The sequence below is a fragment of the Rhizobium sp. RU35A genome, from assembly GCF_900156005.1.
GTDB lineage: Bacteria > Pseudomonadota > Alphaproteobacteria > Rhizobiales > Rhizobiaceae > Neorhizobium > Neorhizobium straminoryzae.
The window spans coordinates 203,316-229,895 of sequence record NZ_FTMR01000001.1 but is presented as its reverse complement, the minus strand read 5'-3'; the positions used below and the strand labels follow the sequence as shown (position 1 = coordinate 229,895).

Sequence of the window (26,580 nt, the reverse complement as noted above, 5' to 3'; positions counted from 1 at the left end):
TTGTTACTGCAGGATGCGCTCCGGCGAAAACTCGCCGGCCAGCATGCGGGCGCGCAGGGATTCCAGCATGGCTTCCGCACCTTCCTCGCCATGAATGCGGATGGTTTCGCGCATGGCAAGGGCAATGGCGGCGTCGGCGATGATCTCCGGTTCGATGCCGTCCGCACGGCCATCGGCCCAGGCTTCATTCTGGTATTCGAGCGCCGCCTGCATCTTCTCGTGCACAATCATGTCGTCGATGTCGTTGCGCGCTGTCTGCATGTGTATTCCTCTTTCAAGGGATGCCTGTTGTTTACCGGCACGTTAACAAGACTAGCAGCCTTTTATCAAAACAACACGCCCCCATGGCGAAAGAGGTAAATAAAACCCTAATTTCCGTAGCGGGCGGCGATTTCGGCTGCCAGTGTTGCACCTTCGTTACGGTGGTTTTCTTCGGCAATACGAGCCGCCGGCGTGCAGGTCGAATGCACCGCCGCAAACGCCCTGTAGCCCCGGTTGAAAGAGGCGGTCAGGCGCTCGCGCCGCGCTGGCTCCTTTGCCGCCTCGGCATCCAGCAGCGCCTGCATCGAGGCACGCCAGCCAACCGAATCGTCACCGCAAAGCGAGCGCAGGTATTGAACCGAGCCGAGGATTTCCGCAAGTCGCAAAAGCTGGCCATCATAGGGTGCGGGTTTCTCCGTCGGCGGTTTGGCCGGCTGTGGCGCTGCCGCCGGCGTGTGCCCGCTGGCCTTCTGTGCGACAGCCGGCGCGGGACTTGAAAGAACGGCGACCACGAGAAGACCCATCAATGTCTTCAGTGACTTGCCGCGCTTTTCTCGTGCAGCATGACGGGTCTGCCTCGGTCCCGCACAGGCACTTGTCGTCGCCATCCACGCCATCCGGTTACACCCCTTCGCGACCGGCGATCAGTCGCTCGGCGCAATCGAGGACGCTTGGTGGGACGGGCAGGCTGCGGATCTCCTCCAGCGTGAACCAGCCGGCATCCGCAGCATCGTCGGCGGCAATGGCGGGTGTTGTCGCATCGGCCTTCACCAGAAAGACCGACAGGAAGAAGTGGCTCTGGAGATTGCCTGCTTCGTCGCGGGTTTCCAGATCATAGGTGGCAAACAGGTGCGGATCCCGTGCCGTGATGCCGGTTTCCTCGAGGAACTCGCGCAGGGCTGTCTGCGCGGGCATTTCACCGGGTTCTGCCCGCCCGCCCGGAAAGGCGTACAGATCAGCCGAAGGCGGATTGCGCCGGCGGATGAGCAGCAGGCGCCCCTCGCGCTCGAGAATGGCGGAGGAGGCGGCCTGTGGCCGGGCAGAGCAAGGCGCGGGCTGGGTGGAGGGTGGGGCTGCAATGGTCATGGTGGGGAACATAGCGCATGGGCCACAAAAATCCCCAGCCCTTTTCTCGGCCATTGCACCTGATACGACGAAGGATGGGCATGTCCGCCCCGCGAACCCGTCTTCCCTCGCATGGCAGGGCTTGCATCGCCAGGCCGCGGATGCGACGACGGGAGCCATGAAGACCACTCTGCTTTTCGCGGCCGCCGCGCTGTTCGAGATCGCCGGCTGCTTTGCCGTCTGGGCCTGGTGGCGTCTCGACAGACCGGTTTGGTGGCTGGCGCCCGGCCTCGTGTCGCTTGCCCTGTTTGCAGGCGTGCTGGCGCTGGTGGAAAGCGAAGCGGCAGGCCGCACCTTTGCGGCCTATGGCGGCATCTATGTCGCTGCCTCGCTCGCCTGGCTGTTTCTCGTGGAAGGACGCGTGCCCGACCGCTGGGATCTTACTGGCGGGGCGGTGTGCCTTGCAGGCTGCGGGCTGATCCTCTTCGGTCCCCGCAGCGGTTGATCTCGCCGCGCTTGACCCGTCGCACCGGCAATGCGATCACAATGCCATGTGTGGACGCTACGCCCTGACCGCGACGCCAAGGGACATTTTCGAATTCCTCAGCGTCATATCGATCGACGATTTTCCGAAGCGCTACAATATAGCGCCGACGCAGCCGATCCTCATCGTCGCGGCCGGCGAACGGCAGGCACCGGGCAGCAATCTGCCAGTTCGGCAGGCGATGCTGGCGCGCTGGGGCTTTCTGCCGGGCTGGGTGAAGGATCCCAGGGACTTTCCGCTGCTGATCAATGCGCGGGCCGAGACGGCCGCGGAAAAGGCATCGTTTCGTGCCGCCATGCGCCATCGCCGCGTGCTCGTGCCGGCCTCCGGCTTCTATGAATGGCATCGTCCGGGGAAGGAGGAGGGCGGTAAGGACGGGGCGGGCAGGGCGCAGGCCTACTGGATCCGGCCGAAGCACGGCGGCATCCTTGCCTTTGCCGGCCTGATGGAAACCTGGTCGTCCGCGGATGGGTCGGAGGTCGATACGGCGGCCATTCTGACTACGCGCGCCAATGACGCGATCGCGCCGATCCATGATCGCATGCCGGTGGTGATCGCGCCCGAGGATTTCGAGCGCTGGCTGGACTGCAAGACCGGCGAACCGCGCGACGTCGCCGATCTGATGAGGCCTGCGGAGCCCGATCTGTTCGAAGCCATTGCCGTGTCGGACCTCGTCAACAAGGTGTCCAACATGGGGCCGGATCTGCAGGCACCGGTCACGCCCTCGGTGCCTCTTCCGGCAAAGAGAAAGCCCCTTCCGCCGAAGGGCGGCGGCCAGCTTTCCCTGTTCTGATCGCAGCCTGCCGCCTTGGCGGCTTTCGGTTGCGCAATGCAGATCAGGCGGATTTCAGCGTCTTGCGCTTCAGCATCAGTGCTGCCGCGACAACGGCTTTCAGGCCGAGCGGGCGCAGAGGGGCATGCAACTCCTGCTTGGGTTGCGGGGCGGTCTTTTCCTGGCTCATGATGATCTCCTCAAGAATGCGAATCCGTCGCCAAACGGCGTGGATGCGCCTCTCGGGGTAAAACAGGGCGGAAATACGGCGGAATTCAAGGCGTTTTTGCCGGATCCACGATATGGAAATCCAAGAATCCGGTCCTGTTGTCGAAAAGACTCAGATCGTTTGTGTTGCAATCTATTCTTGCATTGCAGCATCGGTGATGCTGCAGGCGCTGCCGGTCAGACGTTGGCGTGGTCGTCTTCGATGGTCAGCGTACCATAACGCTTCTTCCAGGCCCTTGCGCTGAAGGGAAGGATGCAGAGATAGGCAATCGTGGTCACCACCAGCACCTGCCAGGTGTAGCTCATCAGCAGTGCGACATAGAGAACCACGCCGAGAAGGAGCGGCAGCATCAGGTCGCGCCGCACGCGCGTTTCGGATTTGCCCGACCAGACCGGAAGCCGGCTGACCAGCAGGTAGCCGATCAGCACGGTATAGGCGGTCGCGCCATAGGCCACCGTGCGGTCGCTTTCCAGACCAAGAAAGCCGAGATAGACGGGCAGAAGCACGAGCAGCGCACCCATGGGCGCGGGAACGCCGACAAAGAACTCGCTCTGCCATTTCGCCTTGTATTCGCGCTCCGCCATCACGTTGAAACGGGCGAGGCGAAGACCGGCTGCAATCGCGTAGATCAGTGCGGCAATCCAGCCGATGGAGCCGACGCGATCGAGAATGAAGACATAGAGCACCAGCGCCGGCGCCACGCCGAAATTGATGATGTCGGCCAGCGAATCCATCTGCACGCCGAACTTGGAGGTGGCCTTCAGGGCGCGTGCCACACGACCATCGATGCCGTCCAGAAAGGCGGCCAGCAGCACCATGGCGACCGCCAGTTCGAAACGGTTCTCGAAGGCCAGCCGAATGCCCGTCAGGCCTGCACAGATCGCCAGCACCGTGATGAAGTTCGGCACCAGCAGCCGAAGCGGGATTTCCCGAAGGCGCGGGCCGCGGGCGGCATCGTCGTCATTGGGGTCCGGGCTGATGTTCGGCTGCATGGTCTTCTCCGGTCTGTTTAGCTGCGGCGGCTGAGCGTCGGGCCCTTGGCCGAACCGAATTCGGCGATGACGGTTTCACCGCAGATGCAGCGCTGGCCGAGCGAGACGCGTGGCTCTCCGCCTGCCGGCACGTAGATATCGAGGCGCGAGCCGAAACGGATCAGGCCAAAGCGTTCGCCGGCATCCACCGGCTCGTTCTCGTGCACGAAGCAGAGGATGCGGCGGGCAACAAGACCGGCGATCTGCACCACGCCGAGGCGCCCGTGCTTGGTCTCGATGACAAGCCCGTTGCGTTCGTTGTCTGTGCTGGCCTTGTCGAGTTCGGCATTGACGAACTGGCCCGGCCGGTAAACGATCTTCGAGATGCGGCCGCGCGCCGGGGCGCGGTTCACGTGGCAGTCGAACACGTTCATGAAGACGGAAATGCGCAGCAGCGGCGCGTTGCCAAGCTCCAGTTCGGCTGGCGGCACGACCATCGCGACCGAGGAGACGCGGCCATCGGCGGGCGAGATGATCAGGTCGTCATCCTGCGGCACGACCCGTTCCGGATCGCGGAAGAAATAGGCGCACCACAGCGTCAGGATCAGCCCCACCCAGAACAGCGGCTTGGCGATGAGGCCCAGCACCAGCGAGGCCACGAAAAAGGCGATGACGAAGATATAGCCTTCCTTGTGGATCGGAACGAGGGTGTTGCGGATGGTGTCGAACAGGTTGGACAACAGAGGGTCTCCGGATCGTCGAACGTTGGTTTCAAACCTAGCTGACTACAGGCAAACCGGTTTGGGGGCAATGCGGTTCCAGCGAGGGAGGGGATGCGCAGATGCCGGCTTGTGGATGCGGCCCGCACCACGCTGTCGAAAATCTGACAAGTGCTTCTGCCATAGGCGTCAGCGATCTGCGGCTTGATGGGCAGGAAAGTCGAGATGGGAATCAGGAACTATCTGGTCGAGGGCGTCTCCGGAACGGGCAAGACCTCGGTTGCGGCAGAGCTTCAGCGGCGCGGCTATCCTGTGATTCACGGCGACCGGGAACTGGCCTGCAAGGGCGATCCGTTGACAGGAGAGCCACTCGATGAGGAGACCCTCCTGCGAGGCAGCGCAGACGTCACCTTCGGTCACAGGCATCATGTGTGGCCTGTGGAGAAGGTTCTTGCTCTGATGGCGGACAAGAGCCGCGCAGCAACCTTCTTTTGCGGCGGTTCCCGCAATTCTCATCAGTTCATCGACCGATTTGATGTGGTGTTCGTTCTCGATGTGGATCGCCAGGTGCTCCGCTCGCGCCTGGAGAACAGGCCGGAAGACGAGTTCGGTGGAAAGGCGGAAGAGCGGGAGGTCATCTTCCGCCTGCATGAGAGCGGCGAAGACCTGCCTCGGCAAGGTGTGATCATTGACGCCGCGCAGCCGCTGGCGCGGGTGGTCGATGCAATCCTTGCGCGGTGTGGCGAGATCGTCTGAGTTCGCCGTGCCTGCGCGCGCCGGTCAGCTTGCCGGCTCCTTCCGGACCACCACGCCCAGATCGTCGCTTTCACGCACCTGCCGCAGATGTTCTTCCGCCTGGGTCGCCTCGCGCTGGCGGCTCCACATCGAGGCGTAGAGGCCGTTTTGCGCAAGCAGGGCGGCATGCGTGCCGCGTTCGGCAATCTCGCCGGCCCGCAGCACGATGATTTCGTCGGCATTGATCACCGTGGAGAGGCGGTGGGCGATGACAAGCGTCGTGCGGTTCTTCGAGACCACGTCGAGGGCCGCCTGGATTTCCTGCTCCGTCGTGGTGTCGAGCGCCGAGGTCGCCTCGTCGAGGATCAGGATCGGTGGCGCCTTCAGAATGGTGCGGGCAATCGCTACGCGCTGCTTTTCACCGCCCGAAAGCTTCAGCCCGCGCTCGCCGACCATGGTCTTGAAGCCATCCGGCAGCTGGCGGATGAAGGTGCCGATCTGCGCCACGTCCGCGGCGATCTGCATCTCCTCCTCGGTGGCGGACAGCCTGCCGTAACGGATGTTGTAGGCAATCGTGTCGTTAAACAGCACCGTGTCCTGCGGCACCATGCCGATCACCGCGCGCAGGCTTGCCTGCGTCACGTCACGCACATCCTGCCCGTCGATTTCGACGGCGCCGGACTGCACGTCGTAGAAGCGGTAGAGCAGTCTGGAAATGGTGGATTTGCCGGCACCCGAGGGGCCGACGATTGCCACCGTCTTGCCGGCCGGCACCTCGAAGGAAATGCCCTTGAGGATCGGCCGCTCGGGATCGTAGGCGAAATGTACGTCGCGGAAGGTGATGCGGCCGTTCTCGATGGCGAGCGGTTTCGCCTCCGGCCGGTCCACCACTTCGGCCTCCACCTCGAGAAGGTCGAACATCTGCTCGATATCGGTCAGCCCCTGGCGGATTTCGCGGTAGACGAAGCCGATGAAGTTGAGCGGCACCGAAAGCTGGATCAGCAGCGCGTTGACGAAGACGAAATCGCCGATCGTCTGCTCGCCGCGCTGCACGGCCAGCGCCGACATCACCATCATCACGGTGGTGCCGAGCCCGAAGATCACGCCCTGGCCGAAGTTCAGCCAGCCGAGCGAGGTCCACACTTCGGTGGCGGCCTTTTCGTAACGCGCCATCGAGGCATCGAAGCGCTTTGCCTCCATCTCCTCATTGCCGAAATATTTGACCGTCTCGAAGTTGAGAAGCGAATCGATGGCCTTGGTATTGGCCTCGGTATCGCTGGCATTCATCGAGCGGCGGATGGCGATGCGCCAGTCGGAGGCCTTCACCGTGAACCAGATATAGGCCCAGACGGTGACGGCGGTGACGGCCACATAGCTGAAGCCATAGGCGTGCCAGAAGATGATTGCCGTCAGCAGGAACTCGACCAGCGTCGGTACGGAGTTGAGGATCGTGAAGCGCACGATCGTCTCGATGCCCTTGGTGCCGCGCTCGATGATGCGCGACAGGCCGCCGGTCTTGCGCTCCAGATGGAAGCGCAGCGACAGCCGGTGCATGTGCACGAAGGTCTTGTAGGCGAGCTGACGCACCGCATGCTGGCCGACGCTCGCAAACAGCGAGTCGCGCAGCTGGTTTAGGCCAAGCTGCAGGATGCGGGTGAGATTGTAGGCGATGACGAGCGCCACCGCACCCAGCAGCAGTGCCGGCAGAACACCCGCCATGTCCATCTTGCCGTTCAGCGCATCGGTTGCCCACTTGAAGAAATAGGGCACCGCCAGCAGCACGAACTTGGCGACGAAAAGGAAGAGCGTGGCCCAGACGACACGGGCTTTCAGGTCCGGCCGTTCGCCGGGCCACATATAGGGCCAGAGATTGACCAGCGTTGCCAGCGGATTGCCGGAATCCGCCGAAACGGTCTTCTTTCTGTCTGCCATGGGTGCCTCCGGAAGGAGGCTATCCCATAAGCCGGCCGCGTGCGCATTGCAACGCGCCATCGCGGGAAGCATCTGCCGTCAGGCTGAAGGGCTCAGCGAACCACAGAGGGCTGCTCGCCCTTGCGCAGGCGTTCGCGATGGATCTTCTCCGCTTCTCCGTCCGGCATCGCATCCTTCGGCACGCCAAAAATCTGGCCGGGCTGGATCACGTCCGGATTGGCGATCTGGTCCTGATTCGCCAGATAGATGGTGGTGTAGCGCACGCCCTGGCCGTAGACGCGGCGGGAAATCTGCCAGAGGGTATCGCCGCGGCGGATGATCACCGAGGCGGCTTCGCTCTGGGTCAGCGGCGCCTGGGCGATGGTGCGGGCGCCCGGCACCTGCTGGGCTTCGGCGGCCGCCGGCGGCAGCGGCGCCACCTTGCCATTCGGCAGGACGGGGCCGACGGCGCGGGCAATCATGTCGGCGATCGCACCAAGGCCCTTGCCGACCGAGGTCACATCGCGCGGAAGCGCGTCGAGCGCCTTCAGCGCCGCTGCCGCATCCTGCGTGGTGTTCTGGGCAATCAGTTTCGCATTGGCGTCGGCTTCTGCGGGCAGGCGGTATTCGGTCAGCGAACGAAGGGCAATCGATGTGGCGGACCGGGCCGCCGCGACCTGCTCGTCTGTCGGCGTCGCGCCATTGGCATAGAGGTTCTGCAGCAGGCGGAAGGCGCGCGACACCTCGTTGCGAAGCTTGTCGAAGGCGCCGTTGTCGATCGGGGTGAGTTCTGTCTTGCTGGTCTGCGGAGTTGCAACCGCTGCGACCTGATCGCCGGCCGGGCGGATGAAGGGGACCTCGACGCGTACCACGACCTTGCCATCCGCACCGATCTGGTCGACCGCAATGCGGTGTTCGCCGATCGACAGCGGCATGACGCCGTCGATGACGAAGTGACCATCGGCACCGGCGGTGGCATCGCCGATCAGCTTGCCGTCCGCATAGCCTTTCAGGCGGGCGCCGTTGCGGCTGATGCCGGCGACGAAGATGCGGTCCCCCTCGATCTCGACGGCGCTGACCTGCAGTTCCGGCTTGCCGGTGGCAGGCGCTGCTTCGGGTTGCTGTGCCGTCGCGGGCGCCGACGCCATTTGCTGCGGGGCCGCGTCCGGTGTCCTGGCCGGTTCGGCGCCACCGGTTGCCGGTGCGGCAGGACTGGTGGCAGAAGGCTGCGGCGGGACAGGGCTCTGGCCGCCGGCCAGCGCCACACGCTCGGTCTTGGCGGCTTCGTTGATGTTCGGAAGAGCAATCAGGCGGCTGGCCTCGCCGGGCTTGGTGACCATGGCCAGCAGTTCGCCGCCCTTTGCCTGCGGCACGGACACGGTGGCGATCTCTTCCGAAATCACCGTGCGGCCGTCCTTGGTGGTTGCCTTCAGGAGAAGCTGGTGATCGCCGGGCGCCAGCGGCTTGTCGAGGATCGCCACGAACTCGCCGCTCTTGTCGACCGTGGTGGTGGCGACCGTCTCGGCCTGGTCGTTCACGTCAAGGCGCGCTTCCGGTTCGGCGCGGCCGGCGATCACGGCGGAACCATCGGGCTCGACACGCAGCACGTCGAAGGTCGGGATGATCAGCGGGCGCTCTGCCTTGGCGGTCTGGCTCGGGGCTGCAGAGGGCTTGGCAGAGGGGGCCGCATTGCCCTGCGCGGCCTCGGCCGGGGCCTTGTCCGGGGTCGGATCGACCAGCGTACGGGCCGCATCGCCGCCTTGGGTTACCGCGTCCTTGACCTCCCGCCCGGCATTGTTGATCACCTGGCCCACCGGTTGGTCATCCGTCGAAAGCCGCGGCATGATGACGAAAACCATCAGCAGGGTCGCAATCGCAAGTACGGAAATGGCCAGCCAGCCGGCGCGGTTTTTCATTCTCTTCCCTCTCCAGACGGACGACCGTCGCATGCTACGGAATTACAGGTTTCACACCCCGTTAACAAGGTTTCACAACCCTTTTGTGCTTGCCCAGGGCTTGATTTCCCGTCACTTTTCCGGTTCGGGCGGCTGATTTGCCCGATACCATGCTGCATTACGGAGATTCCTGTGCCAATTCGATCCATTTGTGCTTACTGCGGCTCGCAACCCGGCCGTGACCCTGCCTATGTCGCGGCCGGCCGGGCGCTGGGCAAGTCCATCGCCGCCCACGGTCTGCGACTCGTCTATGGCGGCGGCACCAAGGGCATCATGGGCGCGGTGGCATCCGGCGTTCTGTCCCATGGCGGCGAGGTAACGGGAATCATTCCCGAATTTCTTGTCGACATGGAGGCAACCCGCCATTCTCTCGGACAGTTGAACGAACTGATCGTCACGAAGGACATGCACGAGCGCAAGCACAAGATGTTCGAACGTGCCGATGCCTTCGTCACGCTGCCAGGCGGTATCGGCACGCTGGAAGAGATCGTGGAGATCATGACCTGGGCGCAGCTTGGCCGGCACGGCAAGCCGATGGTGTTCGCCAATATCGGTGGCTTCTGGAACCCCATGCTGGAACTGATCGATCACATGAAGGCGCAGGGCTTCATCCACAATGCCAACCTGGTGAAGCCACTGATCATCGATCATGTCGAGGATATCGTGCCGGCCATCCTGGATGCGTGGGGCGATGCGCCTGTCGATGACGGCAACGAGGCCGTGATCGCGCGCCTTTGAAGCCTGAGATGACTGTCCGGACGGCCTCATGCGTCCGGACAGGGGCAGTCGTTCAGCCGGCGCGGCTGTTGCGCAGCATGCCGAGGCTGTAGAGGCCGAGCGCCGACCAGATCAGCACGAAGGCGAACAGCTTGACCGGGCTCAGAGGCTCGCGGAACACGAAGACGGCAATCAGGAAGATGATCGTCGGGGTCAGATACTGCATGATGCCGATGGTGGAGAGGCGCAGCCGCTTGGCGCCGTTGGCATAGAGCATCAGCGGCACGGCGGTCGCAATGCCGGCAGCGGCCAGAAGCCAGCTGTCGATGGCGGTTCCGTGCGTCAGGTGACCCTGGCCGCTCGCTTCAAGCCAGAGGATATAGGGCAGGGCGGGAACGCTGAGCAGCGCCACTTCCAGGAAGAAGCCCTGGTTCGGCCCGACCGGCAGCGTCTTGCGCAGGAAGCTGTAGATGCCCCAGCTGAAGGTCAGCGTCAGCGAAATCCACGGCAGTCGCCCGGCATCCCAGGTGAGAATGCCGACGGCGACGAAAGCCAGCACGATCGCCCCCATCTGCAGTGGCGACAATCTTTCCTTCAGCAGGATGGAGCCGAGCAGGATGCTGAAGAGCGGGTTGATGAAGTAGCCCAGCGCACCCTCGATGGCATGGCCGGAGCCGACGGCATAGACATAGGTGCACCAGTTGACGGTGATGAGGCTTGCCGTCACCGTCGCCATCACCAGCGTGCGCGGCGAGCGCAGGGCCGCCCGGATATCGCCGAAACGGCGGGTGACGAGCAGGATCAGGGCTGCAAAGGGCAGCGACCAGACGACGCGATGCGCCAGCACCTCGAAGGGCGAAAGATGGCCGAGCGCCTTCAGATAGAGCGGCAATATGCCCCACAGGCCATAGGCGGCCAGCGCATAGGCAAAGCCCTGCGGCGTATCGCCGGTCTGCTGCGATGCCACCGTTGATGGTTCGTTTGCCATGGGACTACCCTTTTCTCATTCCGGCGCCCTCCATAGGCCGGAAAACCGGTTCCCGCCAATTCATTCGTTTGGTGCTTGCATCAATGTGGTTCATCCGATGGACGCGCGCGCGAATGTCCCGTGCGTCGTCATCCTGATGAATTGCCCCTGCCGCTGATCGCCGCCCCGTTTGGTGGTGGCCGGAAGCGTCCGGCCATGCGGTCCGAAAAGGCGTGTGCGGCAGGCGATGAAGTGTCACTCCGCCGCCAGTCTGCCGGCCATGTGGCGGTTCTTCATCAGCTTGTAGACGATCGAATCGATCAGCGCCTGGAACGAGGCGTCGATGATGTTTTCCGATACGCCGACCGTCCACCAGCGGGTGCCATCGCCGTCCATGGATTCGATCAGAACGCGGGTGATGGCCTCGGTGCCGCCGTTGAGGATGCGCACCTTGTAATCCACGAGTTCGAGATCCTCGATCTCTGCGTTGAACTTGCCGAGATCCTTGCGCAGCGCAAGGTCGAGCGCGTTGACCGGGCCGTCGCCTTCCGCCACCGACATCACGCGTTCGCCATCGATGACGAGACGCACCACGGCTTCGGAAACCGTCTTCAGCTTGCCATTGGCATCGAAGCGGCGCTCCACCATCACCCGGAAACCGTCGATGTCGAAGAAGGTCGGGATGGTGCCGAGCGTGCGGCGGGCCAGCAGCTCGAAGCTCGCATCGGCCCCTTCGTAGGCATAGCCTTCCGCCTCGCGCTCCTTGACGATGGTGATGAGACGGTCGAGGCGCGGATCGTCCTTGCCGACCTCGATGCCGCGGCGCTTGAGTTCGTTGAGGAAATTGGATTTTCCGCCCTGGTCCGACACCATGACCTTGCGCAGGTTGCCGACCGATTCCGGCTCTACATGTTCATAGGTGCGCGGGTCCTTCAGAAGCGCCGAGGCATGGATGCCGGCCTTGGTGGCAAAGGCGGAGGCGCCGACATAGGGGCTCTGGTGGTTCGGCGAACGGTTCAGCAGCTCGTCGAAGGCATGCGACAGGCCGGTGAGCCCCGTCAGCCGCTCGCGGTCGATACTGGTTTCGAAGCGGTCGGCATAGACCGGCTTCAGCGCGAGCGTCGGGATCAGCGTGACCAGATTGGCATTGCCGCAGCGCTCGCCGATGCCGTTCAGCGTGCCCTGGATCTGCCGCGCACCGGCCTCCACGGCGGCCAGCGAATTGGCGATGGCCTGGCCGGTGTCGTCATGCGCATGGATGCCGAGATGATCGCCCGGAATGCCGGCGGCAATCACGGCCGAAACGATCTCGCTGACTTCGCGGGGTTGGCTTCCGCCATTGGTGTCGCACAGCACCACCCAGCGCGCGCCGGCCTCATAGGCGGTCCTGGCGCAGGCAAGTGCATAGTCCGGATTGGCCTTGTAGCCGTCGAAGAAATGCTCGCAGTCGATCAGCGCCTCGCGGCCGGCGGCGCGCACGGCTTCCACGCTGTCGCGGATCGATTGCAGGTTCTCCTCGTTCGAACAGCCGAGCGCCACCCGCACGTGATAATCCCAGCTCTTCGCGACAAGACAGATGGCATCCGTCTTCGATTGCAGAAGGGCGGCAAGGCCCGGATCGTTGGCGGCGGAAACGCCGGCGCGCTTGGTCATGCCAAAGGCGACGAATTTCGCGTTCTCTGTACGCTTCTGCGCGAAAAAGGCGGTGTCCGTCGGGTTGGCGCCCGGATAGCCGCCCTCGACATAATCGATGCCGAACGCGTCGAGCAGCCTGGAAATGGCAATCTTGTCCTCGACGGAAAAATCCACGCCCGGCGTCTGCTGGCCGTCGCGCAAGGTGGTGTCGAAGAGGTAGATCTTTTGCCTGCTCATGTCCGTGCCGCTCCCTGGCATCTTGTCATCCTTCCATGCCCTCATCCGCCTGCCGCCACCTTCCGTCGGCGATTGCAGACGTAAAGCCCCCTCTGGCCTGCCGGCCATCTCCCCCACAAGGGGGGAGACCGGCAGAACGGCTGCTGCCTCACCCAGCCACGTCTCCCGGACGTGGCCCCTTCAAACTGGGCAGGACGGCGCCGCAATGGGTCTCCCCCCTTGTGGGGGAGATGGCCGGCAGGCCAGAGGGGGTATTCAGTCCTCAGTTCTTTCCCGCAAACCGGTCGGTTGCCCGGATCAGCTGGTCGAGAATGCCGGGTTCGGTCAAAGCGTGGCCGGCGGCTTCCACGATCGTCAACTCGCCATCGGTCCAGCGCTTCGACAGTTCCCAGGCATATTTCAGCGGGCAGGGCATGTCGTAGCGACCATGCACGATGACGCCCGGAATGCCTTGTAGCTTATGCGCATCGCGCAGCAATTGCCCTTCCTCCAGCCAGCCGGCATGCATGAAATAATGGTTCTCGATGCGGGCGAAGGCGATGGCGTAATGGTCCTCACCGAAGCTGTCGATCTGCCGAGGGTTCGGCACCAGCGAGATGGTGGCGCCTTCCCACTGGCTCCAGGCCTTGGCAAAGCGCAGTTTTTCCGCTTCGTCCGTGCCGGTCAGGCGGCGGTGATAGGCGGCCATCATCTCGTGGCGTTCGCTCTCCGGCACCGGCGCGACAAACTGCTCCCAGCGGTCCGGATACATTTCCGAGACGCCGAACTGATAGTACCAGTCCAGTTCCGCCTTCGTCAGCGTGTAGACGCCGCGCACCAGAAGTTCGGTCACCCGGTCGGGATGCGTTTCGGAATAGGCGAGCGCCAGCGTGGAGCCCCAGGAGCCGCCGAACACCATCCAGCGCTCGACGCCGATCATCTGCCGCAGCCGCTCGATATCGGCCACCAGATGCCAGGTGGTGTTGGCTTCCAGCGAGGCATGCGGGGTGGAGCGGCCGCAGCCGCGCTGGTCGAACAGCAGCACGTCGTAAAGCGAGGGATCGAAGACGCGGCGCTGGTTGGCGTTGCAGCCGCCACCCGGCCCGCCATGCAGGAAGACGACGGGCTTGGCGCCCTTCGTGCCGACGCGTTCCCAGTAGATGCTGTGCCCGTCGCCGACATCCAGCATGCCCGTCTCGTAGGGCTCGATCTCGGGATAGTAGCTGCGCAGTTCGCTCATCTCAGTCTTCCTCGGGTGGCCAGTCGGCCGTGTCGTGATCGGGGTGCTGGCAGGTTCTTTGTGCGACCGCAGCCAGCCAGTCCGCGGAAATCGCCTCGGCCTCTTCCGGCAGGTCCGCCAGCGCAGGGAAGAAGGAGAGGCGGGAGTTCTGGCCGGATTGCAAGGCCGGTTTGACCCGTTCCGGTTCGTCCAGCGCGCCAAGCGTCACATTCAGCCCATCGCCGCCCAGCGGTTCGAAGAACAGCGGCGTGCCGCAGGTGGCGCAGAAGCCGCGCCGCACCATGCCGGAGGAGTGGAACCAGGCGGGTTCGCCGCGCGTCAGCGTAAAATCCGCGCGCGCCACCCAGCCGAGCGGCAAAAAATAATTGCCGGCGGCCTTCTGGCACATGCGGCAGTGGCAAAGATGCGGATTGGCCGGCACGCCCCGGATGCGATAGCGCACCGCGCCACACTGGCAGCCACCGGAAAGAGGCGCGCTCATGCGTCCTCCGGGGGCCATTGGTCCGTGTCGTGGTCCGGATGCTGGTAGCTTTCCACGGAGGCGAAGAAGGCCTCCATGGCCGGACTGGTGAAGGCCGGCTTCTCGAACAGGGTGTCGATCCAGGGCAGCCGCTGGTGATGGTTCACCTGGATCTGCGGCTCCAGTTGCTCGGGATGGTCGAAGGCGCCGATTGCCAGCTCGACGCCGTTCGGATGATGATAGGTGAGCGGCGTGCCGCAGCGATTGCAAAAGCCGCGATGCACCTTCTGCGAGGAGCGGTAGAGGCTCGGCTGGCCGCGCGTCCAGGTCAGGTGCGCCTGATCGGCCGTCACGAAGACGCCGAAGAAATGGCCGAACTGCTTCTGGCACATGCGGCAATGGCAGATCGAGGGACGCCCGAGCTTTTCCGCCCGGAACCGCACCGCCCCGCACTGACAACCGCCCGTAAACACCCCGTCCATGTCGCGTCTCCTATCTCAGTGTTACGTAGGCCACGATGCCGATGGTGATGGCCGCTACCAGAACGCCCTTGGCCATCAGCCCGTAGAGCAGCCATCCTGGCATCTTCGTGTTGGGATTGGTCATGCCGGTCGCTCCGGCGGCCATTCGGCCGTGTCGTGGTCGGGATGCTGGCGGGAGACGATATCCGGCAGGAAGGGCGCGTCGTCGAGATCGTCCAGCGTCGCGCGCGCCGGCAGGGCAGGGATGCCGTCGACGAAGGGCAGCCGGCATTCGATGCCGAACTGGATCGTCGGCGGCAGTCTTGCCGGCTCGTCGAAACTGCCGGCCGAGAGCGACAGCCCGTCCGGCGCCTCATAGGTCAGCGGCGTGCCGCAGGTTTCGCAAAAACCGCGCTGCACGAAGTTCGAGGAGGCAAACCGCTTCGGTTCGCCGCGCGTCCAGGTGACGCCGGCCGTGCCGACATTGACCAGCGGCGCATAATAGGCGCCGAAGGCCTTCTGGCACATGCGGCAATGGCAGACCGACACATCCTTCGGCTGCCCTTCCATGCGAAAGCGGATCGCGCCGCACTGGCATCCGCCGGTATGGATCTCGCTCATGCCATGCTCCCCCTGTTTCGACCTCTGTTCATCACCTGGTTCTTGCGGATCGCGCCGTTCCCCTCATCCGCCCTTCGGGCACCTTCTCCCCGAGGGGAGAAGGGAGAAACGGCCGCGACTTCGCCTCGTCTAGACCGCGATCGACCTCTGTTTTCGAGGTGTGACATGAGAGACATACCGCACCGTGGGTGTATTTGATCCCCGACGGTTCGGCTCCTCCTCCCTTCTCCCCTTGGGGAGAAGGTGCCCGAAGGGCGGATGAGGGGGCTTCTCGCTCCACTCACGCCACCAACCTCAATTTTACCGCCTCACCTCCCAGGTCGTCACCCGCTCGCCCGTCTCCTTGTCCTTGCTGTCATTCAACTGGATGCCCTTGTCGGCGAGTTCGTTGCGGATGCGGTCGGCTTCGGCGAAGTTTTTCGCCTTCAGCAGTTCGAGGCGCATCTCAACGAGTGCATCGATGCCGGCGGCAATCGCCTCGTCTGCTACAGTCGCAGGCTTGGATGCTTTAGGTTCAAACCCCAAAAAAATCAGCGTTGCAGCAAGAACATCTGCGCCATCGTCCTCCGCCGCCTTGGATAAAACGTGAAGTCGCGCGATTGCTGAGGAAAAATCGAGATCATCTGCCAGTGCCTCCACGATCTCCCGATCAACAGGATGATACTCACCGAGCGTGTAGTTATGCGCTTGGAGATACCATCGCTTCAGCAAGCGTTCCGCTTCCTCCAGCCGCTTCACCGAAAAATCAATCGGCTCGCGATAATGCGTCATCAGCATGGCAAGGCGCAGCACCTCGCCCGGCCACTTCCGTCCGCCAAACTTTTCCGTTTCCAGCAACTCGTTGATGGTGACGAAATTGCCCTCCGACTTCGACATCTTGCGGCCTTCCACCTGCACGAAGCCGTTGTGCATCCACACCGACGCCATCACGTCGGTGTCATAGGCGCAGCAGGACTGGGCGATCTCGTTTTCATGATGGGGAAAGATCAGGTCGAGGCCGCCGCCATGGATGTCGAACTGGTGCGGGTGGGCCTTCCCCCTCGGCGACAGCCGGTCCTTGATCTCTTCCCACAGATAGCGGTTGGACATGGCCGAGCATTCGATATGCCAGCCGGGGCGGCCATAGATTGGAAAATTGCGGCCTTCGAAGAGGAAATCGGCAGGCCAGCCCGGCTCGGTATCGGCGGACTGCTTCCACAGCACGAAATCGCCGGGGTTCATCTTGTGGGCTTCGACGGCCACGCGCGCGCCCGCCTGCTGGTCTTCCAGCCGGCGCTTGGAAAGCTGGCCGTAATCGGCCATGGAGGCGGTGGCAAACAGAACCTCGTGGCCTTCCGGGCCCTTTGCCACATAGGCATGGCCCTGGGTCAGCAGGCGCTGGATGATCTCGATCATCTGGGCAATGTTGTCGGTCGCGCGCGGCTGGTGCGTGGGCTCCAGGCAGCCGAGCGCCTTCACATCCGCCTGGAACTGGCTTTCCGTCTTGCCGGTCACGGCCCGGATCGCTTCGTTCAGGCTCATCGAGCCATCGGCAATCTTGTGTCCGAAATCGCGCAGCGCCCGCGCGTTGATCTTGTCATCGACGTCGGTGATGTTGCGGGCATAGGTGACATGCGCCTCGCCATAGACATGGCGCAGCAGGCGGAACAGCACGTCGAACACGATGACGGGGCGGGCATTGCCGATATGGGCGAAGTCATAGACGGTGGGCCCGCAGACATACATGCGCACATTGTTCGGATCGAGCGGCTGGAACGCGGCCTTTTCACGGGTCAGCGTGTTGTAGAGCTTGAGCGTGTGGCTCATCGATGTCTTCTCCCGAAACGAACTGGAACCGGCCGGACCGGTTCTGTGTCTTCCTGCGGAGATCGAGAGACGAGAACGGCCAGGCCAGCGATGCGCTAGCGAATAATTTTCCCGCAAATGATGCAGAGGCCGTTGTTCATGGGCGAAAGCTTATGGCGCTGAACCCGTCCACGGTCAAGGGGAGGCAAGGCGCAATCATGCGTGGATCGCGGGCGGCGTGAAATATCCGTTCGGGATTTGCGGGGAGAGCGCCTGTCCCGTTACGGCTGCGCCGGGACCCTTTGCCTCGCCGGCATCATTCCGAGCACCAGCGCGCAGCCGATGATGATGACGCCGCCGCCGGCGATCTGCATCAGGCTCAGCGGTTCGTCGAGCACCAGCGCGCCGACGAGAACCGCCACCACGGTGACGGCAAATTCCACGCTGATCGCCCGCGTCGCGCCGATGTTTGCCACGAGACCGAAATAGAGCACGTAGGTCAGCGAACTCATCACGGCCGCAAGCGCCACCAGATAGAGATAGTCGATCGGCTGCGGCATGCCGGGCACCGGCACGATCGCCAGCAATGGCAGCGCGATGATGCCGCCGGAGAAGAAGGCGCCGATGGTGACTTCCCACGGGCCCGTGCCGGCGAGGAAGCGGCTGGCATAATTGCTGCCGAAGGCGGCGGAGAAGGTGGAAAACAGCATGGCCGCGCAACCGAGCAGGAAATCCGCGGTGACCGGAACCGCGGGAAAGCCGACCAGCATCACAAGGCCGATGGTGCCAAGCGCAAGCCCCATCACGCGGGTGGGCGTGATGGCTTCGAGCCCCCACAGCCTGGAAATCACCATGGAAAACAGCGGAATGGAGGCAACGAAGATCGCCGCCATCGCCGTGCCGATCCGGGGTGTTGCATAGGAAAGGCCGATCAACTGGCCGGCAACCGTCGTGGCGCCAACCACGGCGAGCGGCATCAGGCGGGACGGGAAGGCGAGCCTGCGGCGGGTGAGACGGGAAAGGAGGAGCAGGATCGCTGCCGCGATGAAGCAGCGGAAGGTGACGGCCCCCACCCAGCCGAAGGCATGCACAACCTTCAGCAGGAGCAGGAAGGACAACCCCCAGGCGATGGCGAGAAACAGGTAGGCGGCAAGATCGCGGGGGCGCATGGCAAGGCTTCGATGGCAGGAGTGTGCTTATTCCGGCAGGCGGTAATCGACGAACTTATTCTGCCGCACGATGAACAGCCGGCCGGTTTCCGTCATTTCGGGCGCACAGAGCGGCAGCAGCTTTCCGGCCACGTCGGAGGGATGCGGCAGGGTGTCCGGATCCTCGCCGGGCATGGCTTGCGCGCGCATGGCAGTGCGGGTCGCGCCCGGATTGACGTTGATGACGCGCAGCTTCGTCTTTCTGGTCTCTTCGGCCCAGGTGCGCCCCAGCATTTCCACGGCAGCCTTCGAGGCGGCATAGGCGCCCCAGAACGGGCGTGCATCGGTCGCGACGCTGGAGGAAAGAAGAAGGGCGCGCCCCGCCTCGGATTTCAGCAGAAGCGGCTCGACCGAGCGGATCAGCCGCCAGGTGGCGGTCACGTTGGTCAGCATCACCTTGTCGAACACCTTTGCCTCGATATGGCCGACGGGGGAGATGACCCCGAGAATGCCGGCATTCGCCACGAGAATGTCGAGCTTGCCCCAGCGTTCGTAGATCGAGCCGCCGAGACGGTCGATGGCGGCCATGTCGGTGAGATCGAAGGGAACGAGTGTTGCCGTGCCGCCGGCCGCCTGGATCTGGTCGTCCAGCTCTTCCAGTCCGCCCACGGTGCGGGCGCAGGCGATCACATGCGCGCCGGCCTTTGCGAGTGCGAGTGCGGTGAAGTAACCGATGCCGCGCGATGCGCCGGTGACCAGCGCCAGCTTGCCCTTCAGGTCAATGCTCATGAATTCTCCACCCGTGCTTTTGCCCGGCCGTCCGCGTGTCCCGCGCATGGGCCTTTGTCCGTCGGGTCGGTGGCCAGGCGCCGCCTGTCTCCCGATCCCATGTCAGACCTCGTGCTTGTCACAGGGGGCTGCCGCACGCAAGGGGTTGCGCCGGCATGACGCAGGGGAGGTGCGATGGTCGCGGACGAAAAAAAAGCCCCCCGGATCAGGGTGGATCCGAGGGGGGTGGGATGATTGTCCGATGTCAGCCGTTGCTGGCCATCACCGAAACCTTGCGGCCCATCGCCTCGCCGTGCTTGTCGAGCAGACGGGTCGGATAATCGCCGGTGAAATAATGGTCCGTGAACTGCGGGCGGGCCGGATTGCGATCCTCGCCGCCAACGGCGCGGTAAAGGCCGTTGATCGACAGGAAGGCCAGCGAATCCGCGCCGATATAGCGGCACATGGCGTCCACCCCGTCATACTGGTTGGCGAGCAGCTTTTCGGCGTCCGGCGTGTCGATGCCGTAGAAATCCGGATAGAAGATCATCGGCGAGGCGACGCGCAGGTGCACTTCCTTGGCGCCGGCATCGCGGATCATCTGCACGATCTTCAGCGAGGTGGTGCCGCGCACGATCGAATCGTCCACCAAAATGACGCGCTTGCCCTCGATCATCGCCCGGTTGGCGGAATGCTTCAGCTTCACGCCGAAGGCGCGGATCTGCTGCGTCGGTTCGATGAAGGTGCGGCCGACATAATGGTTGCGGATGATGCCATATTCGAAGGGAATGCCGCTTTCCTGCGCATAGCCGAGGGCTGCCGGCGTGCCGCCATCGGGAACCGGCACCACCACGTCCCCCTCGACCGGGGCTTCCTGCGCCAGATTCACGCCCATGTTCTTGCGCGCCACATAGACGCTGCGGCCGCCGACCACCGAATCGGGCCGTGCGAAATAGACATATTCGAACAGGCACAGGCGTTCCGGCTGTGCGGTCGGCGACTTGCGGGAATCGATCTCGATCGAACCGTCCGGCTGGATCTCGCAGATGATGATCTCGCCGTTCTCCACGTCGCGCACATATTTCGCGCCGATGATGTCGAGCGCGCAGGTTTCCGAACAGAAGATCGGCTTGCCGTCCAGTTCGCCCATCACCAGCGGGCGGATGCCGGTGGGATCGCGCGCGGCGATCAGCTTGGTGCGGGTCAGTGCCAGCATGGAATAACCGCCTTCCATCTGGCGTATCGCATCGATGAAGCGGTCGGTGGTGTTGGTGTAGCGCGAGCGGGCGATGAGGTGCAGAACCACTTCCGTATCGGAGGTGGACTGGCAGATCGCGCCGCCGGCGATCAGCTGGCGGCGCAGCGTCAGCCCGTTGGTGAAATTGCCGTTATGGGCAACCGCGATGCCGCCGACTTCCAGTTCGGCAAACAGCGGCTGCACGTTGCGCAGTGCCACCTCGCCGGTGGTGGAATAGCGGGTGTGGCCGATCGCCATCGGCCCCGGCAGCTTCGCGAGCGTTGCCGGATTGGTATAGTGATCGCCGACCAGGCCCATGTGCTTTTCGGTATGGAACTGCTTTCCATCGAAGGAGACGATGCCTGCCGCCTCCTGGCCGCGATGCTGGAGGGCATGCAGGCCGAGCGCCGTCAGCGTGGCTGCATCGGGATGACCGAGAATGCCGAACACGCCGCATTCTTCATGCAGCGTATCGCCGTCCAGATCGTGGAAAACATCATGCGAAACCGGCTGAATCATGGTCTGCAGGTCCTTGGGCGTTGTCAGAAACATGGGCGTTGTCAGAAACTGAAAGAGGCCGGAGGGGTATCCCGTATCCGGCCTTGTCTCGCGCGCTATAGCACAAGTGGTGACGCTTGGCTTCCCTTAGAAGAGCACCAAACTGTCAATTCTTTGTCACACTCGGCGTCGGTGCCTGTGCGGGCGCTTCGTCGGAAGGGGCATTGTCCGTCTCGCCACTGGCCGGCTGTGCGCTGCTCTTGCCAAGCAGGCGGGCGCGGGCCTGCTGCTCGATATTTTCCGGCAGCACGGCTTCCAGCCGTCCGACCAGCGTATCCAGGAAGGGCTTCGACTTGGACTGGGTGATCCAGACCGGCTGCGACTGGACGCCGACAAGCCAGTTCCAGAAGGCAACGGCCACCACGAGAAGCAGAACCCCGCGCGCCACGCCGAACACGAAGCCGAGCGCCCGGTCCAGCGCGCCGATGCGGCTGTCGATGATGAAATCGGCAATGCGGGTGGTGATGAAGGTGATGATGATCAGCGCGACGAAGAAGACAACGGCCACCGAGCCTGCAATCGCGATGCGCTCATCCGTGGTGTAGTTCTTCGCATAGGGCAGAAGGAAGGGATAGGCATAATAGGCGGCCGCGATGGAGCCTGCCCAGCTGGCAATCGACAGAACCTCGCGGGAGAAGCCGCGCACCATGGCGAGCACCGCCGAAAACAGGGTGACGCCGATGACAATGCCGTCGAATATCGTGATGGGCATGGACGAACTTACTCCAAGACTGATCTGGCTGCGCCAGAATGACCCCGTGGCGGGTGGCGTGAAGGTCCGGTTAACCCTCAACGCCGGTGGCGCACCTCTTACAACAGGGAGACGGCGGGGAAAAGATCAATCCTCCGCCTCCGCTTTCCCCAGCTTCCTCATCGATCCCGCGATTTCCACCACCAGATCGGGCAGGCCTTCGATCTCGCTCCAGCCCTTGCGGCCGCCCTTCGGGATCTCGGCCGAGGAGGCGGGCAGCATGGCGGAAGAAAAGCCCAGCTTTTCGGCTTCCTTGAGGCGCTGTGCCGTTTGCGAGACCGGACGCACCGCTCCCGACAGGCTGACCTCGCCGAAATAGACCCGCTCGGCCGGCAGGGGGGCTGCGGCCAGCGAGGAGACAAGTGCTGCCGCCACCGCCACATCGGCCGCCGGTTCCGAAATGCGGTAGCCACCGGCCACATTGAGATAGACGTCGTGCTGGCCGAGACGCACGCCGCAATGGGCTTCCAGCACGGCAAGGATCATCGACAGGCGTGCCGAATCCCAGCCGACGACGGCGCGTCGCGGCGTGCCGAGCGAGGTGGGCGCCACGAGCGCCTGCACCTCCACCAGCACGGGACGCGTCCCTTCCATGCCGGCGAAGACGGCAGCACCCGGGGCCTTGGCATTGCGCTCGCCGAGAAAGAGTTCGGACGGGTTGGACACTTCCCGCAGGCCCTTGTCCGACATTTCGAACACGCCGATCTCGTCGGTCGGCCCGAAACGGTTCTTCACCGTGCGCAGGATGCGGTAATGGTGGCCGCGGTCGCCCTCGAAATAAAGCACCGCATCGACCATGTGCTCGACCACGCGCGGGCCGGCGATCTGGCCTTCCTTCGTCACGTGACCGACCAGCACCATGGCGGCCCCCGTCTGCTTGGCAAAGCGGATCATCGCCTGCACGCCGGTGCGCACCTGGGTGACCGTTCCCGGCGCGGAATCGGCGGTATCGCTCCACAGCGTCTGGATGGAATCGATGATCACGAGGTCCGGCCGCTTGCCCTCGGCAAGGGTCGCCAGAATGTCCTCCACATTGGTTTCCGCCGCCAGCAGCACGTCGGAAGACGCCGCTCCCAGCCGCTGGGCGCGCAGGCGCACCTGTGCGACCGCCTCTTCGCCCGAGACATAGATGATCCGGTGGCCGCGCCGCGAGAGTGCCGCTGCCGCCTGCATCAGGAGAGTCGACTTGCCGATGCCGGGATCGCCGCCGACCAGAACGGCAGAGCCGCGCACGAAACCGCCACCCGTCACCCGGTCCAGTTCGTCAATGCCGGTCTGTACGCGCGGCGCTTCCTCCGTCTCACCGGACAGCGTCGTCAGCGCCACGGGCCGCCCCTTCTTCGGTGCCTTGCCGGGACCGCCGCCGATGCCCCCCATCGGGTCTTCCTCGATGATGGTGTTCCACTCGCCGCAGCCATCGCACTTGCCGGCCCAGCGGGTATGTACCGTGCCGCAGTTCTGGCACACGAATTGGGTCTTGGGTTTTGCCATCGAAAAGATCAGTCTTGTTGTTGTTCTTCGGGAAAGAGGTCCGCCGAGAGATGCTGGTGGCGGTGGAGAACGCTGAGGATGATCATCTCCTCCGCCGTCGTGCGGAAGTAGATGCAGCGTCTGCGAAAGGGCAGCGCCTTCAAGCCGCTGCGCAGGTCATCACGTGGAACGCCGGGAAAGCCGCTTGCTGCTATCCATGCGATCTTGCTTGTTAGTTGACGCACGAAACGGCTTGCTGCGATGATGTCGCTTTCGCCAATATGGACAAAGATGTCGACGAGGTCCTGATCCGCGAGCCGCGTGTAGATCAGCTTTTTCGGTTTAATCGCCGCATCCCCCGCTCGATGACCGAATCAGCGATTGCATCCGCGTTTTCGAACGGAAGGGTATCGCCAGCTGCGACTTGAGCATCGGCGGCATCGATCGCCTGCCGAACATGCTCATCATCACGGTCCAGCAACTGCAGCCCCGCCCGCACCACGTCCTCGGCGCTTCGGTAGACACCGCTGCGCAGCTTCGCATCGATGAAGGCCTGTTCTTCCTCGGTCAGGTGGATCTCGGTCATTTCGATCTCCTTTTGTTCTCTTATAGCGCAGCATCAGCGCCCTGACCAGTGGGGATGAAAAAGGCTCAGATGTCGTCTTCGCCGAGGCTCCGACGTTCGTAGCGAAGCCCGAGGCCGGTGAGCAGTTCGTAGCCGATCGTGCCGGCGGCGGCGGCCACCTCGTCCAGCGCCATGTTGGCACCGAACAGTTCGATGTAATCGCCGGCGCGGATCGCAGGACGGGCCACGTCCGTGACGTCGAAGACGGTGAGATCCATGGTGATGCGGCCAAGCACCGGCACGCGCGTTCCGGCGATAAAGCCGAAGGCGCCTGCCGGCACGCTGGCGCGCAGCGGTATGCCGCTGCCGGAGAGATTGCGCAGATAGCCGTCGGCATATCCGACAGACGCGACGGCGAGACGGCTGTCGCGGGCGAGGCGGTGCGTGCCGCCATAGCTGACGGTTTCGCCGGCCTTCGCCTCGCGGATCTGCACGATGCGCGCTTCGGCGGTGGCAACCGGACGCATCGGATTATCCGTGCCGATGCAGGTCTGCCCGCCATAAAGAGCAATCCCCGGCCGCGTCAGGTCGAAGTGATAGTCGGATCCGAGGAAAATGCCGGCGGAGGCGGAGAGGCTGGCTTCGACACCCTCGAAGGCGGCGCTCACCGTCCGGAACAGATCGAGCTGCCGGCGGTTGGCCTCGGCGTCCGGCGTGTCGCCGCTGTGCAGATGGGAGAGAACAAGCACCGGTTCGAAACTCGTCGGGCGTGAGACGTCGTCGGCGAGGGCCAGCGCTTCGCCGACCGAAAGCCCCAGCCGGTTGAAGCCGGTATCGACCTGGAGCGCGCACGGATAGGGACCGTGTTCTGTGAGAACCGCCATCCAGAAGGCCAGCTGTTCCTCGGATGCGATCACCGGCACGAGGTCGTTTGCGAAGACGGCGTTCTCCTGGCCGGGCCAGATGCCGGACAGCACGAAGATCCGCGCATCCGGCGCATAGGCGCGCAGCGTCTCGCCTTCGCTGACGGCTGCGACGAAGAAATCGCGCGCCCCGGCCTCGTAGAGCGTCAGCCCGCAATCCTCGATGCCGAGCCCGTAGGCGTCTGCCTTCACCACCGCGCCGGCCCGCGCCCGGCCCGAGCGTGCCGCCATGTCGCGCCAGTTTTCGGCGAGCGCTTCCAGGTTGACGGTGAGACGGAGCGGGGCGGCATCGAAGGGATCGGTTTCCATCAGCTCATCACGTCCGTCGGTCATTCGCATCATCCTTTGTCATTCATCAGGCGTCACCGGGCCGCTTTCCCGATCGGGTCCGGCAGCCGTGTGTGCAGGCGGGCGCGACCCTATCACGTCTCGGGCGGACAAAAACGATGATCCCGTGAATTCTTCGCACATGCACAGCGTTTGCGCGCAAGAGGGCGGCAGCCGAATGTCAGGGTTTCAAAATGCAGTCCTGTCCGGGCGCGCTCGCAATAGTGTCACATCTGGCCAGTAGAAGCGCGCCTCTGTTAGAACCGCGCCCGTTGCGATCAGGGAATCGATATCATGCAGCAGCATCCGGCATTCATCATCGAAGGCGCAACCGTGGTCTTTGCGGATCGCCTTGCGCCCGCCTCCGTCCGCGTCGAAGATGGCCGCATCACCGCCATCGACGGCGCCCGCGACGAGGCAATCGTCATCGACGGCCGCGGCCAGATGCTTGCGCCGGCCTTCGTGGACATTCATGGCGATGCCTTCGAGCGGCAGATCATGCCACGACCGGGCACGATGCTGCCGGTGGCGCCGGCGCTTCTGGAAACCGACCGGCAGCTTGCTGCAAACGGCATCGCAACCGCCTATCATGCACTGACGCTGAGCTGGGAGCCGGGGCTGCGTTCGGTGGAGAACGGTCGCGCCATCGTCGCCGGGCTTGATCAGCTGGCGCCGCGCCTTACCGTCGACAACCGGGTGCAGCTGCGCTGGGAAACCTTCTGCTTCGAGGCGATCGATCTCATCCGCGACACGCTTGCCGGTCCGCGTCTGCCCTCGATCGCCTTCAACGACCATACCTCGATGCTGCTGCTCGATCCGGCGGTCAGGATGCAGGAGCGGCCGTTCGAGTTCGATCCGGCCTATCCGGCGCTGGAGCCTGAAAATCCGGTCTTCGCCGACAAGATGGCCGAGCGCGGCAAGCGGGCAAAGATACCTGCTGCCGATATGGTGGCGCTGACGCGGTCCGTCTGGGAGCGGCGTTCCGAGGTGCAGGCAGCGATCGACACGGTTGCCGCCCTTGGCCGCGCCGCCGATGCCCCGATGCTCTCGCATGACGACAGCCAGATCGAGACGCGCGATTTCTATCGCGGCCATGGTGCGCGCATCAGCGAGTTCCCGATGAACAGGCGGGTGGCGGAGGCGGCGCGCGCAGCCGGCGATTTCATTGTGTTCGGTGCGCCGAATGCCACACGCGGCGGCAGCCATCTCGCCTCCATCGGTGCTGCCGACATGATCCGCGAAGGCCTCTGCGATATCCTTGCCTCCGATTACTATTATCCGGCCATGCTGCTGGGGCTTGCCCGCCTGCTGGCGGATGGCGTGGCGCCGCTGCATGCGCTCTGGCCGCTGGTTTCGGCCAATCCGGCCCGCGCCTCGGGGCTTGCGGATCGTGGCGTCGTCGAGGTCGGCCGCCGGGCCGATCTGGTGCTGGTCGAGTGGCCGGACGGCGGCGTGCCCTCCGTGCGGCGCACCTTCGTGGCAGGCCGCGAGGCCTATCGTGCCGTGCCGGCAGGGCATTGAGGCGCAAGGGCTGCGGCTTGATCCGTGACGCGGGTCAGCTCTCGGCGG

The 26,580-nt window shown here is 64.0% G+C and carries 28 protein-coding genes; 5 read left to right on the top strand and 23 right to left on the bottom strand.

Going from position 1 to position 26,580, the window contains the following annotated elements:
* Window positions 1–3: 3 nt before the first annotated feature.
* From F3H95_RS01310 to F3H95_RS01300, 3 genes are all read right to left on the bottom strand, one after another.
* Complete coding sequence (locus F3H95_RS01310; protein ID WP_143125300.1) at window positions 4–261, bottom strand: hypothetical protein; 258 nt, start codon at window positions 259–261, stop codon at window positions 4–6.
* A 107-nt stretch (window positions 262–368) separates the two neighbouring features.
* Window positions 369–785, bottom strand: a complete 417-nt coding sequence (locus F3H95_RS01305) for a TIGR02301 family protein (protein ID WP_149744665.1) — start codon at window positions 783–785, stop codon at window positions 369–371.
* A 97-nt stretch (window positions 786–882) separates the two neighbouring features.
* Complete coding sequence (locus F3H95_RS01300) at window positions 883–1,347, bottom strand: NUDIX domain-containing protein (protein WP_143125302.1); 465 nt, start codon at window positions 1,345–1,347, stop codon at window positions 883–885.
* 157 nt (window positions 1,348–1,504) lie between these two features.
* On the opposite strand from F3H95_RS01300, the gene F3H95_RS01295 reads away from it, so the two are divergent.
* Both F3H95_RS01295 and F3H95_RS01290 read left to right on the top strand, forming a co-directional pair.
* Window positions 1,505–1,831: a YnfA family protein gene (locus F3H95_RS01295; protein ID WP_143125303.1), complete on the top strand. Its 327-nt coding sequence runs from the start codon at window positions 1,505–1,507 to the stop codon at window positions 1,829–1,831.
* A gap of 46 nt (window positions 1,832–1,877) precedes the next feature.
* The gene (locus F3H95_RS01290) at window positions 1,878–2,663 is read left to right on the top strand and encodes an SOS response-associated peptidase (protein WP_149744664.1); all 786 of its coding nucleotides are present in this window, start codon (window positions 1,878–1,880) and stop codon (window positions 2,661–2,663) included.
* 43 nt (window positions 2,664–2,706) lie between these two features.
* Here F3H95_RS01290 and F3H95_RS27590 read toward each other — a convergent pair whose 3' ends face one another.
* The 3 genes from F3H95_RS27590 to F3H95_RS01280 form a co-directional block, all read right to left on the bottom strand.
* Entirely contained in the window at window positions 2,707–2,832 is a 126-nt protein-coding gene (locus F3H95_RS27590; protein WP_280177814.1) for a hypothetical protein, read from the bottom strand.
* 215 nt (window positions 2,833–3,047) lie between these two features.
* Window positions 3,048–3,863, bottom strand: coding sequence for a CDP-diacylglycerol--serine O-phosphatidyltransferase (gene pssA / locus F3H95_RS01285; protein WP_149744663.1), 816 nt, complete (start codon window positions 3,861–3,863; stop codon window positions 3,048–3,050).
* A 17-nt stretch (window positions 3,864–3,880) separates the two neighbouring features.
* Entirely contained in the window at window positions 3,881–4,582 is a 702-nt protein-coding gene (locus F3H95_RS01280; protein WP_149744662.1) for a phosphatidylserine decarboxylase, read from the bottom strand.
* Between the two features lie 204 nt (window positions 4,583–4,786).
* Between F3H95_RS01280 and F3H95_RS01275 the strand changes: the two genes are divergently transcribed.
* Complete coding sequence (locus F3H95_RS01275; RefSeq protein ID WP_149744661.1) at window positions 4,787–5,317, top strand: nucleoside kinase; 531 nt, start codon at window positions 4,787–4,789, stop codon at window positions 5,315–5,317.
* Window positions 5,318–5,341: 24 nt separating this feature from the next.
* Here F3H95_RS01275 and F3H95_RS01270 read toward each other — a convergent pair whose 3' ends face one another.
* Both F3H95_RS01270 and F3H95_RS01265 read right to left on the bottom strand, forming a co-directional pair.
* Window positions 5,342–7,228: an ABC transporter ATP-binding protein/permease gene (locus tag F3H95_RS01270; RefSeq protein ID WP_149744660.1), complete on the bottom strand. Its 1,887-nt coding sequence runs from the start codon at window positions 7,226–7,228 to the stop codon at window positions 5,342–5,344.
* Between the two features lie 92 nt (window positions 7,229–7,320).
* Window positions 7,321–9,123, bottom strand: a complete 1,803-nt coding sequence (locus tag F3H95_RS01265; protein WP_149744659.1) for a LysM peptidoglycan-binding domain-containing protein — start codon at window positions 9,121–9,123, stop codon at window positions 7,321–7,323.
* A gap of 156 nt (window positions 9,124–9,279) precedes the next feature.
* Between F3H95_RS01265 and F3H95_RS01260 the strand changes: the two genes are divergently transcribed.
* Window positions 9,280–9,900, top strand: a complete 621-nt coding sequence (locus F3H95_RS01260) for a TIGR00730 family Rossman fold protein (RefSeq protein ID WP_149745075.1) — start codon at window positions 9,280–9,282, stop codon at window positions 9,898–9,900.
* Between the two features lie 52 nt (window positions 9,901–9,952).
* Here the strand turns inward: F3H95_RS01260 and rarD are convergent, their stop codons facing one another.
* From rarD to alr, 15 genes are all read right to left on the bottom strand, one after another.
* Entirely contained in the window at window positions 9,953–10,867 is a 915-nt protein-coding gene (rarD, locus tag F3H95_RS01255) for an EamA family transporter RarD (RefSeq protein ID WP_149744658.1), read from the bottom strand.
* Window positions 10,868–11,101: 234 nt separating this feature from the next.
* Window positions 11,102–12,718, bottom strand: coding sequence for a citramalate synthase (gene cimA, locus F3H95_RS01250; RefSeq protein WP_149744657.1), 1,617 nt, complete (start codon window positions 12,716–12,718; stop codon window positions 11,102–11,104).
* 262 nt (window positions 12,719–12,980) lie between these two features.
* Window positions 12,981–13,937, bottom strand: a complete 957-nt coding sequence (pip, locus tag F3H95_RS01240; RefSeq protein WP_149744656.1) for a prolyl aminopeptidase — start codon at window positions 13,935–13,937, stop codon at window positions 12,981–12,983.
* A 1-nt stretch (window position 13,938) separates the two neighbouring features.
* Window positions 13,939–14,418, bottom strand: a complete 480-nt coding sequence (locus F3H95_RS01235) for a GFA family protein (protein WP_244617841.1) — start codon at window positions 14,416–14,418, stop codon at window positions 13,939–13,941.
* Window positions 14,415–14,879, bottom strand: coding sequence for a GFA family protein (locus tag F3H95_RS01230; protein ID WP_143128054.1), 465 nt, complete (start codon window positions 14,877–14,879; stop codon window positions 14,415–14,417). The genes F3H95_RS01235 and F3H95_RS01230 overlap by 4 nt, the downstream gene beginning before the upstream one ends.
* A 120-nt stretch (window positions 14,880–14,999) precedes the next feature.
* Entirely contained in the window at window positions 15,000–15,479 is a 480-nt protein-coding gene (locus tag F3H95_RS01225) for a GFA family protein (protein ID WP_149744654.1), read from the bottom strand.
* A gap of 300 nt (window positions 15,480–15,779) precedes the next feature.
* A complete protein-coding gene (cysS, locus tag F3H95_RS01220; protein ID WP_149744653.1) occupies window positions 15,780–17,285 on the bottom strand; it encodes a cysteine--tRNA ligase in 1,506 nt (501 codons plus the stop codon).
* Between the two features lie 260 nt (window positions 17,286–17,545).
* Window positions 17,546–18,433, bottom strand: coding sequence for a DMT family transporter (locus F3H95_RS01215; RefSeq protein WP_149744652.1), 888 nt, complete (start codon window positions 18,431–18,433; stop codon window positions 17,546–17,548).
* 27 nt (window positions 18,434–18,460) lie between these two features.
* Entirely contained in the window at window positions 18,461–19,201 is a 741-nt protein-coding gene (locus F3H95_RS01210) for an SDR family NAD(P)-dependent oxidoreductase (protein ID WP_143128058.1), read from the bottom strand.
* Between the two features lie 244 nt (window positions 19,202–19,445).
* Window positions 19,446–20,936, bottom strand: a complete 1,491-nt coding sequence (gene purF / locus F3H95_RS01205) for an amidophosphoribosyltransferase (RefSeq protein ID WP_143128059.1) — start codon at window positions 20,934–20,936, stop codon at window positions 19,446–19,448.
* Between the two features lie 145 nt (window positions 20,937–21,081).
* Complete coding sequence (locus tag F3H95_RS01200) at window positions 21,082–21,687, bottom strand: CvpA family protein (protein ID WP_149744651.1); 606 nt, start codon at window positions 21,685–21,687, stop codon at window positions 21,082–21,084.
* A gap of 126 nt (window positions 21,688–21,813) precedes the next feature.
* The gene (gene radA, locus F3H95_RS01195; RefSeq protein ID WP_149744650.1) at window positions 21,814–23,217 is read right to left on the bottom strand and encodes a DNA repair protein RadA; all 1,404 of its coding nucleotides are present in this window, start codon (window positions 23,215–23,217) and stop codon (window positions 21,814–21,816) included.
* 8 nt (window positions 23,218–23,225) lie between these two features.
* A complete protein-coding gene (locus F3H95_RS01190; protein WP_244617869.1) occupies window positions 23,226–23,477 on the bottom strand; it encodes a type II toxin-antitoxin system RelE/ParE family toxin in 252 nt (83 codons plus the stop codon).
* 47 nt (window positions 23,478–23,524) lie between these two features.
* The gene (locus F3H95_RS01185) at window positions 23,525–23,782 is read right to left on the bottom strand and encodes a type II toxin-antitoxin system ParD family antitoxin (RefSeq protein WP_143125605.1); all 258 of its coding nucleotides are present in this window, start codon (window positions 23,780–23,782) and stop codon (window positions 23,525–23,527) included.
* A 65-nt stretch (window positions 23,783–23,847) separates the two neighbouring features.
* Window positions 23,848–25,017 carry an alanine racemase gene (alr, locus tag F3H95_RS01180; protein ID WP_149744648.1) on the bottom strand — a complete coding sequence of 390 codons (1,170 nt, stop codon included), beginning with the start codon at window positions 25,015–25,017 and terminating at the stop codon, window positions 23,848–23,850.
* A gap of 288 nt (window positions 25,018–25,305) precedes the next feature.
* Here alr and F3H95_RS01175 point away from each other — a divergent pair, with 288 nt between their 5' ends.
* Window positions 25,306–26,532, top strand: coding sequence for an alpha-D-ribose 1-methylphosphonate 5-triphosphate diphosphatase (locus tag F3H95_RS01175; RefSeq protein WP_149744647.1), 1,227 nt, complete (start codon window positions 25,306–25,308; stop codon window positions 26,530–26,532).
* Window positions 26,533–26,580: the final 48 nt, after the last annotated feature.